Raw genomic sequence first — 19,418 nt, 5'->3', positions numbered from 1 at the left:
GTTAATTACGAATCCAAATGAGTTCTCGATCATCCTGCGTGGCAGCTATCTCAACGAAGTGCGCTTCGGTCATTTTCTCTCTGTCCGAGGCCCGCGTGAAGATGTGAAAGGCAGGCCCGAGAGCAAGCACAAGAATAACGGCGAGCGATCGGGTCCTATGCAGTCAGATAATTCTTCACCCGCGATGTCGGATCTACCGGTGGCATTACGTGCCGCCGAATACGTCAGAATGTCCACTGAGCATCAGCAGTACTCGACCGAAAATCAATCTGACAAGATTCGGGAGTACGCCGATCAGCGCGGTATGCAGATCGTCCGTACCTATGCCGACCAAGGCAAAAGTGGGCTGCGCATCGATGGCCGACAGGCCTTGCAGCAGCTGATCAAAGACGTCGAGTCTGGGGCGGCAGACTTCCATATCATTCTGGTCTATGACGTCAGTCGCTGGGGGCGATTCCAAGATGCTGACGAAAGTGCCTATTACGAGTACATCTGCCGCCGGGCGGGTATTCAGTTTGCCTACTGTGCAGAGCAGTTTGAAAACGACGGCTCTCCAGTTTCGACCATCGTCAAGGGCGTCAAGCGCGCGATGGCGGGCGAGTACAGCAGGGAACTGTCAGCCAAGGTCTTCTCGGGCCAGTGCCGACTGATCGAGCTGGGCTATCGCCAAGGGGGGCCTGCGGGTTACGGCCTGCGGCGAGTCCTGATCGATCAGGCTGGCTCAATCAAAAGTGAGCTGGCGCGGGGCGAGCACAAGAGCCTGCAAACCGACCGCGTGATCTTGATGCCTGGCCCTGACACCGAAGTGCAGACGGTGAACCAGATCTATCGCTGGTTTATCGATGAAGGTTTACCCGAATCCCAAATCGCCTCCCGCCTTAACAACCATGGCATTCACACCGATCAGGATCGGGACTGGACACGGGCCACTGTGCGCGAAGTTCTGAGCAATGAAAAATACGTCGGTAACAATGTCTACAACAGGATTTCCTTCAAGTTAAAAAAACACCGGATCACCAACCAGCCGGATATGTGGATCAAGAAGGAAGGTGCGTTCAAGGCCATCGTGTCACCGGAGGCGTTCTATACCGCCCAAGGTATTCTTCGCGCTCGGGCGCATCGGTTCAGCAATGAAGAACTGATCGAGAAACTGCGCAATCTATACAAGTGTCGCGGCTTCCTTTCGGGTCTCATCATCGATGAGACGGAGGGGATGCCGTCGGCCTCGGCCTATATCCACCGTTTCGGTAGTTTGATCAGTGCCTACCAGGTCGTAGGATTCACGCCGGATCGAGACTATCGCTTCCTCGAGATCAATCGTTTTTTGCGACGGCTACATCCGGAAATTGTCAGTCAGACCGAGCACGTGATTGCCGATATCGGAGGGTTGATCGAGCGCGATCCCGCTACCGACCTACTGACGGTCAATCGGGAGTTCAGCATCTCGCTGGTCCTGTCACGATGCCAGTTGCTGGAAAGCGGGCGCAGGCGGTGGAAGGTTCGCTTCGACACTAGCCTGGCCCCTGACATCACGGTCGCCGTCCGACTGGACGAAACCAATCAGGCGCCGCTCGACTATTACCTTCTGCCACGGTTGGACTTCGGCCAGCAGGGTTTCAATCTTGCCGATCACAACGGCATTGAATTCGAGAGTTATCGCTTCGAGAGTCTGGATTATCTCTACGGCATGGCCGCGCGCGCACGTATCAGGAGGGCGGGATGAGCAAGGAGCATCTGACCAGAGAACTGAAAATGATTCCGCTTGAGTTCATTGAGGTGCTGAATACTCGAGAGCGAAACGGACGGGTGTTCGACGAAATTGTCGGTAACATCAAAAACATCGGTCTCAAGAAACCGATCACGGTGACCCCTCGACCCGACGCAGATGGATCAGAGCGTTACCTGCTAATTTGCGGTGAAGGACGGCTCAAGGCCTACAGTACGTTGGGTGAAAGTAGTATTCCGGCTATGGTGGTGAGTGTCAGCGACGAGGACGCCTTCCTTATGAGTCTGGCGGAGAATATTGCACGCCGCCAATGCCGTCCTCTGGAGTTGCTGGCGGGTATCGAGCAGTTACGTGACCAAGGCTATGACAAAAAGACTATCGCCCAGAAAACCGGCCTTAGCGCCGACTATGTCTATGGCATTCTTCAGTTGCTCAAAAGTGGTGAGGAGCGCCTGTTGGTGGCGGTTGAAAGCGGGCGTATTCCGCTGAACGCCGCGCTCGCTATCGCGGGAGCAGGCAGTGACACGGAAGTACAGGCTGCCCTGCAAGATGCTTATGAATCGGGGAAGTTGCGTGGCAAACAACTGATCCAGGCTCGTCGGGTCATTGAGCGCCGCCGTTCACTGGGGCGATCCATCGCGCGTGGCACGCCGCGCAAGGCGGCTGCGGTCACCTCATCCAGTTTGATCCGTAGCTATCAGAAAGAGGTAGAGCGGCAAAAACTCATGGTCAAAAAGGCCGAGTTCGCTCAACAGCGGTTGCTCTTTGTGATCGAGGCTCTACGCCAGTTGCTGTCCGATGACAATTTCACCAACCTGCTGCGTGCTGAAGGATTGGATACGCTGCCGAAATACCTCGCCGAGCGAGTTTGGGTAGGAGCCCACACGGCATGAGCCAATTGCCTCTTGGTTTTGTTCCGCAGCCATTATCAGTTTCGTTGGCTCTGATCCTGCCCTCGCGCAAAACACCTGAAGGGTTGATTGGCTCTAAAAAATATAAGCAGATTCAGTCGTCGATTGATGCTGTCGGTTTAATCGAGCCACTGACAGTCAGCAAGGCCGACAATCAATCTAAGCAGCATACGTTGCTAGATGGGCACATTCGCTTGTTGGTGCTAAAGCAATTGGGCTTCATCGATGCGCCGTGCCTGGTTGCCACGGACGATGAGACCTACACCTATAACAACCGGATCAATCGTCTTTCCACCATTCAAGAACACTTCATGATTCGGCGTGCGGTCGAGCGCGGCGTGACACCGGCCAGGCTGGCCAAGGCGTTAAACGTCGACATCAGTCACATTGTCAAAAAAATGAATCTGCTAGATGGCGTATGCGATGAAGCGGCCGAGCTGCTTAGGGATCAGCACTTTTCCGCCGAAATCGGCGCGGTGCTGCGCAAACTCAAACCGATCAGGCAGGTGGAGTGCGTGGAGCTGCTGGTGGCTACCAACAATATCACCGTGCCTTACGCTCAGGCTCTCATGGCCGCTACGCCAAGCAATTTGCTGGTGGGCGATGCCAAACCCCGCAAGCTCGGTGGTGCCACGCCCGAGCAGATGGCCAAAATGGAGCGTGAAATGGGAAACCTGCAAGGACAGTTTAAGCTGGTTGAGCAATCGTACGGTCAAGATGTGCTCAATCTTGTGCTAGCCAAAGGTTATCTAGTGAAGCTAGTGGATAATGAGGCGATCATCCGTTTCCTCACCCAAAATCAACCTGAGATGCTAGTTGAGTTCGAAAAAATCGTGCAGACGGTATCGCTGGACAAGTGAATAGGCAGGGATGGACAGGCCGTCCAGCTCTGTCATCAATGCCGGACAAAGTCAGCAGGAAGATGCCAGCTTTCGCATTTGCGACCAGCAAAAATCTGGTATGAGGCATGACTGCATCATCATCAAGTTCGCGCGGTAATCCGGAACACCAGAGATGTCGTTCAGCGTATCGATACCAGTTTCAGGCCCCTTGTTCCCTGAATGGCTGAAACCGACAAGTTTCCGGTAGCCGCATGCTGAATATGCTCGCTCCACCAAACCATCATCGGGCGCCGCCTTTCAATGTAATCCGCACGATTGTAGGCGCTCCGCACTTCATCTTTATCGACGTGCGCAAGTGCCACCTCAATCAGCTCTGGGTCCCAACCTTTTTCGTTGAGGATGGTACTGGCCATGGAGCGCATGCCGTGGCTCACCAACCGGCCTTCAAAGCCCATTCGTTTTAATGCCATATTTGCGGTCTGGCTGTTGCAATGATCTCGTGGGTCTCTATCGGCTGGGAAGACGAACTCTCTATGTCCGCTGTAGGGCTTGATCGTCTCTAGCAAAGCAAGCGCTTGCTCGGTAAGCGGTATGACGTGAGCGCGTCGCTTCTTCATTCGCTCGGCAGGGATTGTCCAGATTTTCTTTTCGAGGTCGATGTCAGCCCAAGACGTCGTAGCGGCTTCGGCAGGGCGGGTCATTGTGTGAAGCTGCCATTCGATCAGGCAGCGTGTTGTTCTTTTTATGCTGGCATTGGCAATAGCAATCATCAACTCTGGCAGCTCCTCGGGACGGAGAGCAGCCATGTTCTGTTTTTTCGGCTTTTTGAAAACGGCCCGGATACCACTGAGAGGGTTGGCGAAGATTATTCCCGAGTTCACGCCGTAGGTCATGATCTCGTTGAGTCGTTGAGTCAGTCGTTTCACTGTCTCCAGGCTGCCTTTGGTTTCCAGGGGGCGCAGCAGCTCGATGACTCTCGGGGCATTGAGCTGAGAGATTGGTGTTGAGCCAAGCGATGGAAAGACATGCAGCGTGAGTGAGCGCCAGATGTCCTCGGCATAAGCCTGAGTGACCGAATCTTTTTTCAGTTCAAACCAGGCAGCCGCCACGTTCTCGAATGTGTGCTCGGTTGCTTGTCTCTTTGTCTGTTCCAGATCGGTACGTTGTTCTTTCGGGTCGATGCCCTGAGCGAGAAGCTCTCTGGCTTCAACCGTTTTCTTTCGGGCTTGCGCGAGCGAAAGTTCTGGGTAGGTGCCGAGGCCCATATTGATGCGGTTTTTGGTAATCGGCTGCCGGTAGTTGAAGTTCCAGAGCGTAGAGCCATTGACCCTAACGCGCAGCTGTAAGCCGTCTCCATCGCTGAGGACGTAGTCCTTGTCTCTAGGCTTTACCGCTTTGAGCTGGCGGTCTGAGAGGCGGGTGGCTTGGGCGCACATGAGGTATTCCATGACATCAGCTGGTATTCCAAAAATTACCACTGAAGGGCTTGGAATACCATCTGGAATACCAGGTGGCGTGGATTGCCTCGGACGTCTATGGACGCCAATAGACCCTAAGGCCTTGATTTTGCTGGTTTTCAGGCACAAAAAAAGACGTCCTCGGACGTCTTTAAATGTAATATTGGTGGAGCCGGGGGGATTAAATAGTCGTATATAACTATCTGTTTTAACTCACTTTATTAATTGGCGTCTGCGAAGGTGCCCCCATAAGTGCCCCCGCTAACGTATTTCCGATGAGCGGCTATTTAAGGAGTTGAACTGGCGTCCTGAATTTATCGGTTTTCGGCAAGACGAGCGCCCGTCAACCACCGAGGGAATGGTCTTAGTCGTGGGCTGCATGATATCGGGTATCTGGCGATCTGGTCGCTAGGTAGCTGTTAGGTGATCCTGTTGGGTTATTTAAGCGGTAACGCACCATGGGCTCATTTAGGGCGATCTGAGCTGAGGTGCGGTATGAGACACTCAATGGTTACCTGTCACAACTGTGGCAAAGCGATGGTTCCGAGAACGATATACAGCCGTAGTTTCTGGGGCTATTCGCCTTCGTCAAATCATTGTCCGTTTTGTCTGAGTGAAAACTGGCATGGCGGAGACCTAAGGTTAGGTGCTCGTCTATTTGCGTTGGCTGGCCTGGCGTTGGGTGTTCTGGCATGTATCCTGATGGGCGCTTTACTGTTCAAAGTTCAGTGGTGGCTTGGCGTTGAGGGGCGGTGGCCTCTATTGACCCTCGGAACCTGCGCTGTGTCGGTTGGTGGGGGATATCGTTTTTACAACTGGTTCGTGGATTGCTGAAAGCAGGATTTTATCTTGCATGGTAGGCAGCGGACGGCTACAACCAGCCACCCCGCGTCTTGGTAGCATTTACATTGACAGGTTGAGTCCACAGCCAACAGGCGTCATACGATAACCTACCCGGAGATTCGATCGAAGGTAAGCGCGCTCGCTGTGTCGTTACTCAGCAAGCTAGAATGCCCGTGTGATGATGCTTTGGAGAAATGGCTTTGTTGATATTCGTACGAATGGCCGATGGTGACCCGACTTCCGTTCAGCTCATAGAGAGCAAAGTCAGGCTACGGGGGCGGCGTGAGTGGTTGTCCGTGCATCCCAAGATCCGTGTTTGCCGATTTTCTGATGGGCGTGTGGATATCAATATCGCTGATGATATCGACTCCACAACTGAAGAAATAGTTGAGCAGTTTCTGGCACATCTGGCCGATGAGGAAATTCAACAGAGTGGCGGCATCGAGTATACAAATGATGAAGCCGTTCAGTCTGATGAATTTGTTTACCCCTATGACCCCGAAAGTATTCGTATTGATACCAAACCGTTCAATATAAGTTTGGTTCATGAGATGATAGAAGAAGGCGACATAAACTTGTCGCCAGACTTTCAACGGAAGTTTGTCTGGACAGATATCGGAGCACGATCTCGATTGATCGAGTCGATAATGTTACGAATTCCGTTGCCGGTTTTTTATATGGCCCAAGATCGTAATGGGGTTTTGCAGGTGGTTGATGGGCTGCAAAGATTGACTGTTATTCAGCAGTTTTTAAATAATGAGCTGCGACTTAAAGATCTTGAGTATCTAAAAAACGAAGAGGGTAAGTATTTTAGGCACGAAGATCCCAATATGTGTATTGATCAGCGTTATCGTAAGCGAGTAATGCAGACTCAGATTTTAGTTAATATCATCGATCCGCAGACACCTGTGGATGTTAAATTTGATATATTCAAGCGTATCAATCAGGGGGGGAGGCCTTTAAATGCGCAGGAAATCAGAAATTGCATGTCTTCTCCTGGAACGCGAAATTTAATCCAGGAACTTTGTGGTTCTGATGAGTTTTTAGAGGCGACTTGCCATAGTATAGGAAGCGTGAGAATGCAAGACCAAGAATTGGTTCTGCGCTTTCTTGCATTTCGCTTAACAGAATATAACTATCTTGAAGAATATTCTGGAAGTATGGATCGATTTCTCGATAAAGCAATTGACACCTTGAATGAAGCTTCCGAGGATACTCTTGAAGCTCTTAGGGAGAGCTTTATAAGCGCAATGATTAACGCAACTCATTTGTTTGGTAGTTATGCATTCAGGAAGTGCCTGCCAGAGCATTTAGAACCTGATGCCAGGCGGCGATTAATTAATAGCTCTCTGTTTACGACATGGTCACTAACTCTTGCAAATTATAGTACGGATGAGGTACTGAATGTTCCGGACGGAATGTTTGCGTATTATCTTGCCGAGGAGCTTGAAAGTGACTCAGATCTTTTTGATTCTGTGACATCGGGTACGAATGATCGCAGGAGAATTTTTTACGCGCTCAGCGTTTTTGAAACCATGTGTAAGGAGCACATATGATCGGTAGCTTGGGAGTAAAAAACTTTAAATGCTTTAAATCTGCCGAAATACCTTTCAAGCCTATCACGGTAGTTTGTGGCGGCAATGGCGTTGGTAAATCCAGCATGATTCAGACTCTTCTCTTGATGAGGCAAGCCGCCGATCAACTGCGCAAGCTAGACGACGCTGGCGTCTTAGCAGAAGAGCCAGACGTAGAGTTTCCGATAAAACTAAATGGTCCGTATCATTTGGCGCTTGGGAATAGCCTACGACTTACTAACGACGAATTAGAGTCTGCCGAGCTTGAAATTAAGATCAGCCCGGAAGTAAATGAGGCACCAGCAGTAGCGCTAAGATTTGTCTCGGATATAGTTAACGCAAAGGTCACAATTCAAGCACATTACCAAGGTGGTCGCTCTACCGAAATTTTCAACAAGACGGGGCTTTTGCCTATTTTTTCTGATCAGTTTCATTATCTCATTGCGGAGCGCAACGGTCCTCGTGATTTAAGTGATGTTTCGGATGAAAGTTACATTACTACCGGTCTAACTGGGGAACATACTGCTGATGCTATTGCTCGCGCAGAAGCGCAAAATCACGTAGTAGATGAAAAGTTGTGTATTGTTAGCGGTTCAAATCTATTTAAGGTGCAACTGGAAGGTTGGATGAGGTTGCTGGTTCCAAATATTCAACTTGTCACTCACCCCTATCCAGAGATTAATCGTGTCCGGTTGAGCATTGAGAAGACAGGGACACCTGTGAACTCTCTTTCTCCAACCAGCACTGGATTTGGGATAAGTTATGTATTACCGATAATAGTTAGTGGTCTGTTGTGTCCACCAGGCGCAATGCTCATCGTAGAAAACCCGGAGGCGCACCTGCATCCAGCCGCACAGTCTGCGGTAGGCCAGTTTTTGGCGGTAGTGGCAAGTACAGGAGTGCAGGTTGTCATCGAGACGCACTCCGAAAATGTTATCAATGGTGTTCGCCTTGCTGCCATAAACGATTTGGTGAACTCCAATGATGTTGGATTGATATTTTTTTCTGCCTTGGATGGTGATACGCAGCCGAAGATTGAGTCGATTCTGGTGGATGCGTTAGCGGAATTAAGCGCTTGGCCCCGCGGTTTCTTTGATCAGCAAGGAACTGACCTTGCAGCGCTAATGGCTGCACGGAGAGCTAAAAGAGCGTCTATGGAAGCAAATAAATGACTCGGCTTGTACACCACCAAACAGATAGATATCTCAGACTGGAAACACTCCAACAAGAAAAATTTGAAGAACTTTCCGAGCGACTGATAAAGCTACACACAGATATAGTGGAGTCTGGAGAGGTTGTACGAAAGGAAGAGTCGCTTTACGAAGTGGAAATATTTCCAGGTGTTGCCCTTTGTGATTTGATTTACGGTGCCGCTGAAAGCCATCTCTCTCGTGACTGCCTCTTCGCATTCAGATCGATGATTGACCAATCTCCGATTCTTAATCATCAAAACCTTGCTGACGCGTCAATAATTGGAACAATTGGGCTAATTCCCAGTCGAGCGGAATGTGAACTAGAAAAAAAAGAGGATTGGGTTAATTTTGTTCGTCTGGATTTGACACGAAACGAAAAAGTAGTTGAAGATTTTTATGCGGATTTTTCAATAGCTTTTCCAAGGCTAAAATTCAGCAACAAGTTTCCTGGATGCATGAATACTTTTGACGGTGGGCATAGCGCTTACTCTGGAATTATCACACGCTGCCTTGCCTCTTTAAATGATAACTGGGGTGATGCGATAGGTGGTGATTTGCCTGCATTACTGAGAACATTCTCAACTCAAAGTCGATGCCCTACCACCTTGGAAGGTGATGGCGACCGTAAAGCTATTCTTACTTTTTCCTTCCCGTTGGGTTCAGAGCGTTTTGAGTCTGTATTGTGCGAGCCTCATATGAAGCTCGAAAGCTCCGACGCGCCGGGTGATACCGAATATTATTACCATAGGATTTACTTTTGCCCGCGAGGCCATAACAGTTTTGCTGACAAAGTTCTGGTCGGTCACGCAGGTAGACACCTTTGAATCGAGCCATAATGGTGCTGGAGCGTTCGCCCTCATTTAGATGATTAGTTGTAAAAGGCGTCTTTTATTGTATGTAGTTAAGTCTTTTTTCGGCGTTTTGCTCTGGTGATTACATCTTATCAGCCGATATGTTTGGCAGTCGGTTGATGCTCACTATTAGCCGCTTTCCGCCTGTCAGAACGACGAGAGCCGGCCAAAAGCTGTCGTCCAGGCGGATCACAAATGTGCGCACGATTTAGCTTGAGTTGCCCACGGCTTCAGCTTCGTGATAGCCGCTCATGGCATTCAAAAAGCCCGCTATATCAGTGGCTCGCTTGCCTCTATCATTCCCTAGGGTCCGCTTCATTAATTCTTACGTCGTGATAGTCAGGCTAGGTCCAGTAGGATGTTGACTTGCCCGCACGAACAGACAGCCCAAAGGATAGGACATATGACAACAGCAGAGAATGGCGGCTCTATCTTCATCTCGTACGCGTGGGGCGCAGGATTCAAAAAAAAGGAATGGGTTCGGCAAGGCATTGTTGCGAGCCTAAATTGGAAGCACGACGTCTTCTGGGATCGTGACACCATTGCATTGGGCGAACTAGTCGAACGCACCATTGGTAAAGCTTTAGCAAAACGACCGCTCCTCGTCCTCTGCCTCTGCGATCAAGACTACTTGGAGGCGGCTCAGAGAATTGGATCTGGCTTGCACGAAGAGCTACGCCTGTTGGCGAAGATCGCAGACGAGCCTGGAGTCAGGATTGTTCCATTGATCCTGGAGTCCGGCTGTGCAGAACGTCTCCCAGCCCCTCTAATTGGTCGTCTCTATCTGAACCTGCAGCCTCTGCACAGCCTGAACCTTGACATCGGGATGACAATCTTGGGAGTGGCTGATGAATTGAGCCAGGCGCAGTTGCAAAGCGACATTAACGATCGGTTAGCAGTCTTCCATTTGAGGCAGAGAGCCCTAGGCTATCTGAGGCAACGTCCAATGACGATCTGGGGAAGTGGCCGGAATCATGAGGTGACGGTTAAGCCGGATGATGCCGCGCCTTACCTGCTAAAACCGCCTCAATGGATGTGGGAAAGCAGTAGCTGGAATTACTTGCTTGAAGATGATGAACCAACATTCTGCCCTACCAAGGGACGCTGGCATTGGGAGTACGTCCAAATCTCGACAGAGATGCGCCCTCTGGGTACCGCTGTGGTGTCGGCATTCTTCCCCCAACTAACTGGAAAAAGGGAGCAGGGACTGCTGAACACAGGCGGCACGCTACTGGCCTCTAGGTTCTTTAGGATGGTTGATATTCGCGAGCCATTCACTTTCGATGCGGATGATTTGGTGAATCACCTGATTCGTGACCATGAAGGCCTCGACGTTATGAAGCAGCTACTCAATGCTGCAGAGGCCACCTCTGATAATCCTACTGATTCCAACACTATCGCTCGGCAATCCACGCATGATGCAGTAGATCACCAGGCCTATAAGTAGAACCTAGAGCTGCGGGTAGCCGGGCTTAGTTCACTTGTAGAACCTTGAGCTACAAGTGGTAGGGGCATTGTTCCACTGGGATATTCGCATCGCAGGTCAGTCGAATGCGTTCTGTATCGCCGACAGCTAATAGTCGTGAGGTACCCTGAATCGCCCCGAAGTGTCTAGACACATCGAAGGGCTGCTTTTGGCCCAGAGTGTGTAAAAACGCTTCGCCTACATTGAAGTGTGCGCGTCTACGTTAAATCTGAAATTTATCGGCACGTCAGCAGATGTGGATTTCGCGTAGAAGCGCGATTTCCAGTCCGGTTTTGAGTACCTGTCGCACTGAAAAACGTTTTCACACAGCCTCGGCCAAAAGCAGCCGTTGCAGAACCAAAGCTCGGAGGCTGTTAATCGCGCCATTATTTCAATTTTTTGGACTCGCATCCAAGAGGCTGCCAAGCAATCGTGGGTCAAACCAAGTCGTCTTATCCACCGAAATATTCAATCGGCTGGAGCCTGGAGAAACCAGCACGCCAGGTTGTAGCCTCCAATTTGAAAAACCTTCAATAAATTCTTTTAACTTGTGAGGCTTTTCTTTTTTGTATGGGATAATCAAATAGAACCAGTAGCTATTTATGGCAATCAAGCGAATCATAAAGCGATTAGCTAATACTCCATCGTATCCAATATCCGCGCACCTTAAAACTTCGGGCTTAACGATCCTGCGCGATTCGACATCCAGGCTATACTCTGTAGAATCAGTCACAATTTGGAGTCGCAACATAATATCGCCTCGATGAGTGCCTTTAAGTATGTAATTAATAAATTTCTGATGAGTCTTGACTACCTTGTCACTCCCGGATGATCGAGCAGAATTGAAAGATATTTTTAATAGCACCCGCAGCAACATATTAAAGTCGTAAGCTAGCCCGGCCCCACTTCCTGCAGGAATTATATTCTCAAGTTGAGAGTCATACAATTTTGCCAGGTATTCGTCCAGCTTGCTCAGGGCGCCATTATTGCACCTCGCACACACATCCTTTATTACAGCCTCACCTTTGTAAAATGAATTAGTAGCTTTGTTGTATGTCAGGAAATCAGAATTTCTTTCTATTAAGGATTTTGGCCAAATATGCTCTTTGGTGAGCTTCTCAGCACTGGCGCAATAGCTGCACGACTTCATCTTGACTTCCCTATGCACGAGAGGTTTGAGTTGGTAAATGAATCGTCCTTGGTCTGGTAGACACCTCGAACGGTTGCAAAGGGTCGAAAGAGGCCGGTCGTGACAGACCGCTAACGACCCATAGCTGCCGCTCGATAGTTAACGATAACGACCGAAGCATTGACCGGGAGCAGGGCTCAATGCCAATCCTTGGGGTCGTTCTGGAATAATTCTAGTTCAAGCCGACGAAGCTCCTCAAAGCCAGAAGATCTAGTCTTGATCTCAATCCACGCCCGCGCGAATGCCGGTAGTTTTAGGTTCGCCTCAATTCCCTCCGACCAACTTTTCCATACATCCGGAGTAATTCGCCCATGCGCCCGGAGCGAAGTTTGTTCATTGGTCAAATCGACATAGCGATACAGCTCATCGAAGGCTTCTTCATATTCAGAGTCAGTTAGGATCTCACCCATTAAAGCCTTCTTCGGCAGCTCTCCGGCCAATTCGCGGTATTCCTTTCCCAATGAATCTTCAAACTGCAACTGCGCAATCTCACGACTCGTCTTTAACTGGTGTCGTGCGTACCATACGCCGATCGCAGCTACGCAGGCTGCAAGAGCCGAAACTGCGTTACCTACAGCGCTAACGATATCAGTTACATTTGACATGTTTCCCTCTTGCTATAATAGTGCACTTATGAGCATGCATTTAAAGCGCCGATACTTAAAGCGTTGCAGTCAGCTTAACTTCAATGGGTTCCATTGTCGTCGAGTTCAGCCTATATTTATGCTGCGTGAACGCCGTTATCAATCATGTTAAGAGAAACAAAGGATATCCCTAATTGTGAGCCATGCCAGCTCCGATTGCAAAGTAGTCTCAGCAGGCAACGCGTTTTCTGCATCCATTCGGCAGGGCTTGCTCCATCGCTGTCAGGAAGCACGCACGGCTGCTCTACTTCCCCTTACCGGCATATTTGATATCGGAGAAGACCATCTACTTATCCTCAAAGCTTACTGAGGCGGCTGGGCGGAGGCCACTTCAGCACAGGTCGGTTACAAGTGCTGACTTGATCGGAGTTTCCCGTCTTACATAGTGGATATGCCCACTTGCTAGCAATGGGCTGCAATGGGCACGACCCGAGTATCATCGGGGGTCAAATAGAGTTTTGATCTGCGCTATTGGATAGTCGAGCCGATCACTGTAAAATGCTGCAAGCGTGCAATATTCTTGTTGAGAGGCGTCTATTCTGTACGGGATGAATACACTTTCAATAGATAGTTCGATACTATTCGTAACTATAAGCATCAGCGCATGATCTTTAGTAAGCAGTTTTTCTGAAAGAAGACGATATTTATTTTGGGGTTCAAATGCGGTATTAATGGGTTCGATCGTATCGTTGATAAACTGCAGGGCAAGTGCGCCAGGACGCTTACCTGTTAACTGTTTATTTAATGCTCGTTTGGATAATTTCTCAACTTCCGTCCAGATCCGGACATCTCCAGCGTACACAACCCTAATACCTTTCAACCTGTCTTCTGGGCTATGACACGCTACGAAAGCAGCTACTGAGCCAGGTAGCGACTGCGCAGCGTTAACACACGCGTCCTCATCCATAGGGTCGCCAACCAAAGGACAGAAGTCTTCAGAGACAGAGAATCCGGCGCATTCTAAATTGCTTCCCTTGGCTTCGATCTCGCTGGCTAAATTAACAACGAATGTCTGAAAGCTCTTTTCGTCCGTGGGCACGGATTCAGTCAAGGTAATGGTCAAAATGCTTGCGAAATCTTTCTTGGCTGGGAGAAGCCTTCCCAGCGAAATTTTTTCCAGCAAAGCACCTATCAAACGGTGCCCGTCAGCAAGGCGTACCGCAAATCCTTTATCGCCTGCGAAGGACTTGCACTCAAGTTCAAAGGGCTCTAGGCCTCCAGGCGGATAGACCAATAAGTCGAAGGTCTCCTTACCCTTGCTTTCTTCTGGCCAATCGATAGTGCATCCCCTAGACTTGAGCACATATGCCATGTAGAGCTCATACTGCAAAGCACGCATATCGCTAGAGAGCTTGAATGCTCCCTCAAATCGCTTTTTCAGTTCCTTTGGCCCCGGCTCCCCACGATCGACAGCTTCGCAGAGTTCTACTACCCGCTGAACGAATAGCATAGTCTGATACATTGTGTTCCATTCGTAACCTGCACTTAGTGCGTACTTATGCCTCTCCCAGAACGTCAGGCCAAAAGCGACAGAGCTATCTAATTCCTCTTGGCCGCCGCGACCAGCGAACTGCTTTGATAGTTTACTAATATTTTCTACGACTTTAAGCCAAGGTTTGGCTGGATATAGATTAGTCAGCCGGTTATAGATATCCGGAAAACCTAATATGGCAAGGGTGATCAAGGCGTTGTTTCCTTACATCAGCATTGGATCCGGGCGCAGCCTGAAGGGTCGCGCATCCCGAATCGCACTCTACCTCAGGGAACCTTGATACGCCAAGGTCGGTGCTGGAGGGGATTTCGATGTCTAGGCCGCGCCGACACATACGCTTCTCGGGACGCAGCATCCATCAACTTGCGTCCCCGCGCCCCCGGAAGCTCCACAACAGACAGAAGCGGCAGGCTAAATCCCGGAGGAAAACACCTCCGGGATATTCTTTTAGATGGCTGTTGCCTCTAGGACTCCTCAAGCGAGCCTGCGTCAACCGGATCGAAACCTACCTGATCTACAAAAATCATCACTGTTTCTTTAGCTTTCTCATCGTCACCCGCTACCGCCGCTGCCAAACGACCTGAATTGCCCTGAGTTTTCATAGACACATCGACTGGCTACTTCTGGCCGATTTCTGCCTGTCGTAACTGGCAGAAGTCGGCCAGTTGCAGCTAGGCAGGGATACACGCCCGCTCGCTATCATCTGCTTTTAACATGTTGATCTTGTTCCGCTCAGAGTAAAGGCTGCCGTCGTCATCTATTGTGCATCCTTTGCACGTTATGTTTTTCTGCGACTGACATGTCGTCATCCGTCGATCATCTGACGCGAGGTAGGATGACAGCGTGAGCCAGTCCACCCACTTCGTTAGATTTCCGACGGTAGAACGGTCTGAAATCGAATTCCGGGGGCTCAGCGATCGGTCACCATTTTGGCTCTTACAGCGAAGAGAGCCTTGGCCATGAGTAAAGAAGCACAGACGATAGTCACCCTGCTGGATCAGCAGTACGAGCAGTTGCTTGCGGACGCGAGATGCCTGGCCGCGAGCTATATAGATGCGTCCATGAAGATATACAAAAAGACCTGGGTTAAATCTGTCGTGGCTGCCGTTTCAATCAAGCAAACGAGCCCGAATGCGTACTCGATCTACTGGTGCAAACTGGTGCCACTGCAAGGGCAAAAAAACAAGTTCGCGCCCCTGACTATTCCCAAAGGCAACGGTAAACACAAATACCCAGCCTCCTCATTTGAGTTTGTTAAATCCCCTTACCGTGTCCTCGTTTTACAGGTTGAGGAGCGTCTGGCTGAGATTCGCAGCATCGCCAGTGAGAATCGTCAGCTGCGTCGGACGTTGGTCGCCTATGAGAAAAAGCTGTCTAGATATCAAGCGCTTGATCATGGCGACCTCTGCTCGGAGGCGTAGAGGCTGAGCATACTATAAGCAGTGCAAAACGGATCTGAACCGACTTCAATACCCGAAAGCCACGTGCAGCTTGGTCTGACGGGGCTTTCTCGTATCAGCAGTGAACTCCGGCGAGACATGTTGCTGCGCTTGGTCGGGACAGACGTCGGGTGCGGGCTATAAGCAGTGTAATGAGCTAAATCTACTCGCTGTCAGCCAGCAGGCCCGTGCACGCGGGGGGCGCAGGCCGTATTTGCTATTAGCAGTGACGCTTACGACCAAGTCAGTCGGCCAACTGTGATCGGTATTAGTAGTGAAAGGCTTCACTTTCATAAAATAATCTTTGGTAGGTGCCGGTCTAGCTGGTATCTCACCGCGTTTGGCCTGGGGCAGCGGGTCTCGATCGATCTGTTCGAGGAAGCGCCGGGGCTGATGCCCTCCCCGGCCTGGAAACTCGCAACCCGCCACCAGCAGTGGTACCCCGGCGAAACGCTTATCGCGGGCATCGGCCAGGGCTATGTGCAGATGACGCCCCTACAGATGGCCCAGGCTACAAGCTTGATTGCCAGCAGAGGCATCTGGCATCGGCCGCACCTGGCGCTGTCGATTGGCGGGCAAAAACCGGCCGACCCACACCCGCTGCCCAACATCACCCTGAAAAATCCGGACACCTGGCGTGAAGTGGTAAAGGGCATGGAGATGGTCATGCACAACCCGCGCGGTGCCGGGCGCCGGGCAGCCCAGGGCGCGCCATACCGAATAGCCGGCAAGAGTGGCACGGCACAGGTCATCGCGATCAGGCAGGGCGAGCGCTACAACCGCAACAAGACCCATGAACGCCATCGCGACAACGCACTTTTTGTCGGTTTTGCCCCCGCGCAACGTCCGGCCATCGTGGTCGCGGTGATGATCGAGAACGGTGAAGCCGGAGCCCGGGTCGCAGGGCCGGTGGTCAGGAGGGTAATGGACGCCTGGCTACTGGACGCACACGGGCAGTTGAAGCCGGAATTCGACGTCCCGAATGCCCTGCAAAACGCCTCGATACCCAAGCCGGCAAAGACCGATCCACGCGTTGGAATGCTCCGACGCTCCCTCACCGGTATCGAAAAACCTACTTAAGGAGCAACGAATGCGGCTTTTACAGGCCCTGGGCTGGTGTGCCCTGGCTATTGTCAGCGTGCTGGTGCTTGGTGCAAGCGGCACCTATCTGTACTTCAACCCACAATTGCCCGATGTAGAAAGCCTCAAGGCCGTGCAACTGCAAGAGCCTTTGCAGGTATTCAGCGCAGAAGGAAAGCTAATCGCCGAATTTGGTGAAATACGCCGTATCCCTCTGCCGTTCACTCAAATCCCAGGCGACTTCCTGGCCGCCTTCATGGCTGCGGAGGATGCCAACTTTTACCATCACCGTGGCGTCGACCCCACAGGCTTGGTGCGGGCGGCCATGGAATTGATTAGCAGCGGGCACGTGCGCTCCGGCGGCAGCACGATCACCATGCAGGTGGCCAAGAATTTCTTCTTGAGCAAAGAGAAGACGGTCTCACGCAAACTGACCGAAATACTGCTGGCCTTGCGCATTGAACGCACATTGACCAAAGACGAAATATTTAACCTCTATGTAAACAAGATCTACTTGGGCAAGCGAGCCTATGGCATCGCAGCCGCCGCGCAGATCTATTATGGAAAGCCGGTATCCCAACTCACCCTAGCGCAGACCGCAATGATCGCGGGCTTGCCAAAGGCGCCCTCACGGTTCAACCCTATAAATAACCCGGCGAGGGCCAAACAACGTCGCGACTGGATTCTGCGGCGAATGTACGCGCTGGGAAGCATCGATGAGGCCCGCTATCGTGCCGCGCTGGAGGCGCCCGTGACCGCGCAATATCACGCACCTGAACCCGAGGTAAATGCCCCCTACATCGCCGAAATGGTAAGGGCCCAAATGGTCAGCCGCTTCGGCGATGACGCCTACACGCAGGGCTTTCGCGTGGTGACGACCGTCTCCGGCACACTGCAGGAAGCTGCCAACGCTGCGTTACAGAACGGTTTGAAAACCTATGATAAGCGCCACGGCTATCGCGGTCCCGAACGCCATCTCACCGGCAGCCTGAGCCCAGTATGGCTGGAGAGGTTGAAACGATATCCGGCATTGGGCGGCTTGGAAGCTGTGGCGGTGACGAAGGTCTTCGCCGACCATATCACCGTTGTCGACCAGACCGGCAAGCAACATAACCTCGCCTGGCAGACGATGGCGTGGGCCCGCCCCTTCATCAACCACAGCGCACTGGGCCGCCAACCGGCACGGCCTGCAGACATCGTCAGCCCAGGAGATGTGATCCGCGTTGAGCGGGCAGGCTACCAGTCTTTAGCTTTCAGCCAGGTGCCCGAAGTTCAGGGCGCGCTGGTGTCGGTAGCGCCGGACAATGGCGCGATCAAGGCCCTTATCGGCGGCTTCGATTTCAACCAGAGCGGTTTCAACCGCGTGGTACAGGCCAAACGGCAACCGGGCTCAAGCTTCAAGCCCTTCATCTACTGTGCGGCGCTCGACAACGGCTATACGCCGGCGAGCATCGTCAACGACGCGCCCATTGTTCTGGGCAGCGACTACTCGGGGCCTGCATGGCGCCCACAGAACGAAAACCGCACCTTTCTCGGCCCCATTCGCCTGCGCGAAGCGCTGTATCGTTCCAGAAACATGATTTCAATCCGCCTGCTGCAAGCCATGGGCGTCGACCCGACCATCGACTACATCACGCGTTTCGGTTTCGACGCTAACGACATGCCGCGCAACCTTTCCTTCGCCCTGGGCACAGCGTCCGTTACCCCCATGGCGGTGGTTGGCGGCTGGAGCGTGCTCGCCAACGGCGGCTACAAGGTCACGCCCTTTTTCATCGACCGAGTCGAAGACCGCTCAGGCCGGGTTGTCTTCGAGGCCACCCCGCGTTTCGCGCCCAGCGCCCGCAACCCTGCACCCGAAGCGGTGGCAGAACAGATTGTTGACAGCCGTACGACCTACCTACTCACCAGCATGCTCCAGGATGTCATCAAGCGGGGTACCGGTCGCGCCGCTTCCGCGCTGCATCGCCCCGATATTGCGGGCAAGACGGGCACTACCAACGAAGCCAAGGACTCTTGGTTCACGGGGTACAACGGCAACTATGTGACGAGTGTCTGGGCAGGTTTCGATAAGCCGCAAAGCTTGGGGCGGAGGGAATGGGGGGTGACCATCGCATTGCCTATCTGGATGGACTACATGAAGGTGGCACTTGCCGGGACAGCACCTTACTCGCAGCCTGCGCCTGATGGGGTTGTAACTCGGCGGATCAACACAGCAGACGGGACGGCAGCATCGGCGGACGGGCCTCAGACGGCTATGGAAGTATTCAAGGTCGAGAGTGCGCCGGCGACGAGCACCACGCAGGATAGTGACCCATCGCTTAGCCCTACGCAGCAAACTCTACAGGACCTATTCTGATAAAAGTCGAAGATGTCCACACGAATGCTATGGACCTCTTGTGCCTGGCGCTACAGTGTACCGTCAACGGCTGAGCGTCGGTCATGAAGGTAGAACAGTGGCCCTCACTAGGCCAATCAACTTTTGGGAGAGGCAAGTAGGATTTTCTCAGCTTTTCTGAGAAAAGCACCTCTTCACTTCACAAAATAAATGACTAGGCTTCCCATTTCACGGGGCCTGAGCAATTACCGATTTTGTGAACCTACAGCAGCTGAGTGGTCGCGCTTATCTGAAGAGGTAAAGAGTTCCTCAGTCCCAAAATTGCTGACACAGAATGGTTCACGTTAAGTCCGCTTTTGGCCGATAGCAGTCGGTCG

At 51.7% G+C, this 19,418-nt stretch carries 14 protein-coding genes and 1 pseudogene; 10 read left to right on the top strand and 5 right to left on the bottom strand.

Translation table 11 applies throughout. The features are described 5' to 3' along the window. Positions 1–184 precede the first annotated feature (184 nt). Genes E3O56_RS22800 through E3O56_RS22790 form a run of 3 tightly spaced genes read left to right on the top strand, consistent with a single transcriptional unit; the run spans position 185 to position 3,497 of the window. Positions 185–1,723, top strand: a complete 1,539-nt coding sequence (locus tag E3O56_RS22800) for a recombinase family protein (protein WP_282446922.1) — start codon at positions 185–187, stop codon at positions 1,721–1,723. Further along, a complete protein-coding gene (locus E3O56_RS22795; RefSeq protein ID WP_177030894.1) occupies positions 1,720–2,619 on the top strand; it encodes a plasmid partitioning protein RepB C-terminal domain-containing protein in 900 nt (299 codons plus the stop codon). Before E3O56_RS22800 ends, E3O56_RS22795 begins: the two co-directional genes overlap by 4 nt. Next, on the top strand, positions 2,616–3,497 hold the full coding sequence (locus E3O56_RS22790; RefSeq protein WP_177030895.1) for a plasmid partitioning protein RepB C-terminal domain-containing protein: 882 nt from the start codon (positions 2,616–2,618) through the stop codon (positions 3,495–3,497). The genes E3O56_RS22795 and E3O56_RS22790 overlap by 4 nt, the downstream gene beginning before the upstream one ends. 161 nt (positions 3,498–3,658) lie before the next feature. Here E3O56_RS22790 and E3O56_RS22785 read toward each other — a convergent pair whose 3' ends face one another. Continuing rightward, positions 3,659–4,915 (bottom strand): integrase domain-containing protein, encoded by a 1,257-nt coding sequence (locus E3O56_RS22785; protein ID WP_177030896.1) that lies wholly within the window; start codon positions 4,913–4,915, stop codon positions 3,659–3,661. 1,082 nt (positions 4,916–5,997) lie between these two features. Here E3O56_RS22785 and E3O56_RS22780 point away from each other — a divergent pair. The 4 genes from E3O56_RS22780 to E3O56_RS22765 all read left to right on the top strand — a co-directional run bounded on the left by E3O56_RS22780 (position 5,998) and on the right by E3O56_RS22765 (position 10,844). After that, positions 5,998–7,335: a DUF262 domain-containing protein gene (locus E3O56_RS22780; protein ID WP_248129022.1), complete on the top strand. Its 1,338-nt coding sequence runs from the start codon at positions 5,998–6,000 to the stop codon at positions 7,333–7,335. Next, positions 7,332–8,525 (top strand): DUF3696 domain-containing protein, encoded by a 1,194-nt coding sequence (locus E3O56_RS22775; RefSeq protein ID WP_198833195.1) that lies wholly within the window; start codon positions 7,332–7,334, stop codon positions 8,523–8,525. The genes E3O56_RS22780 and E3O56_RS22775 overlap by 4 nt, the downstream gene beginning before the upstream one ends. Beyond that, a complete protein-coding gene (locus E3O56_RS22770) occupies positions 8,522–9,370 on the top strand; it encodes a hypothetical protein (protein ID WP_248129021.1) in 849 nt (282 codons plus the stop codon). Before E3O56_RS22775 ends, E3O56_RS22770 begins: the two co-directional genes overlap by 4 nt. A 430-nt stretch (positions 9,371–9,800) precedes the next feature. After that, positions 9,801–10,844, top strand: a complete 1,044-nt coding sequence (locus tag E3O56_RS22765; protein ID WP_122783741.1) for a toll/interleukin-1 receptor domain-containing protein — start codon at positions 9,801–9,803, stop codon at positions 10,842–10,844. 409 nt (positions 10,845–11,253) lie between these two features. Here E3O56_RS22765 and E3O56_RS22760 read toward each other — a convergent pair whose 3' ends face one another. The 4 genes from E3O56_RS22760 to E3O56_RS22745 all read right to left on the bottom strand — a co-directional run bounded on the left by E3O56_RS22760 (position 11,254) and on the right by E3O56_RS22745 (position 14,789). Next, positions 11,254–12,012, bottom strand: a complete 759-nt coding sequence (locus E3O56_RS22760; protein WP_248129020.1) for a hypothetical protein — start codon at positions 12,010–12,012, stop codon at positions 11,254–11,256. A 176-nt stretch (positions 12,013–12,188) separates the two neighbouring features. Next, positions 12,189–12,656 (bottom strand): hypothetical protein, encoded by a 468-nt coding sequence (locus E3O56_RS22755; RefSeq protein WP_094993179.1) that lies wholly within the window; start codon positions 12,654–12,656, stop codon positions 12,189–12,191. Between the two features lie 475 nt (positions 12,657–13,131). After that, positions 13,132–14,379: a hypothetical protein gene (locus E3O56_RS22750; RefSeq protein ID WP_248129019.1), complete on the bottom strand. Its 1,248-nt coding sequence runs from the start codon at positions 14,377–14,379 to the stop codon at positions 13,132–13,134. 272 nt (positions 14,380–14,651) lie between these two features. Then, complete coding sequence (locus tag E3O56_RS22745; RefSeq protein WP_198833202.1) at positions 14,652–14,789, bottom strand: hypothetical protein; 138 nt, start codon at positions 14,787–14,789, stop codon at positions 14,652–14,654. 357 nt (positions 14,790–15,146) lie between these two features. Between E3O56_RS22745 and mobI the strand changes: the two genes are divergently transcribed. From mobI to E3O56_RS22730, 3 genes and pseudogenes are all read left to right on the top strand, one after another. Continuing rightward, positions 15,147–15,608: a conjugative transfer protein MobI(A/C) gene (mobI, locus tag E3O56_RS22740; protein WP_094993177.1), complete on the top strand. Its 462-nt coding sequence runs from the start codon at positions 15,147–15,149 to the stop codon at positions 15,606–15,608. A gap of 345 nt (positions 15,609–15,953) precedes the next feature. Next, positions 15,954–16,706, top strand: a pseudogene (locus E3O56_RS22735) (penicillin-binding transpeptidase domain-containing protein); the annotation flags it as partial. 10 nt (positions 16,707–16,716) lie between these two features. Then, positions 16,717–19,062 (top strand): penicillin-binding protein 1A, encoded by a 2,346-nt coding sequence (locus E3O56_RS22730; protein WP_248129018.1) that lies wholly within the window; start codon positions 16,717–16,719, stop codon positions 19,060–19,062. Positions 19,063–19,418: the final 356 nt, after the last annotated feature.

This window comes from Pseudomonas sp. W2Aug9, assembly GCF_023127755.1.
Classification (GTDB): Bacteria; Pseudomonadota; Gammaproteobacteria; order Pseudomonadales; family Pseudomonadaceae; genus Aquipseudomonas; species Aquipseudomonas synxantha_A.
The sequence above is the reverse complement of the archived record's forward strand: the minus strand, read 5'-3'. Positions and strand labels throughout refer to the sequence as shown.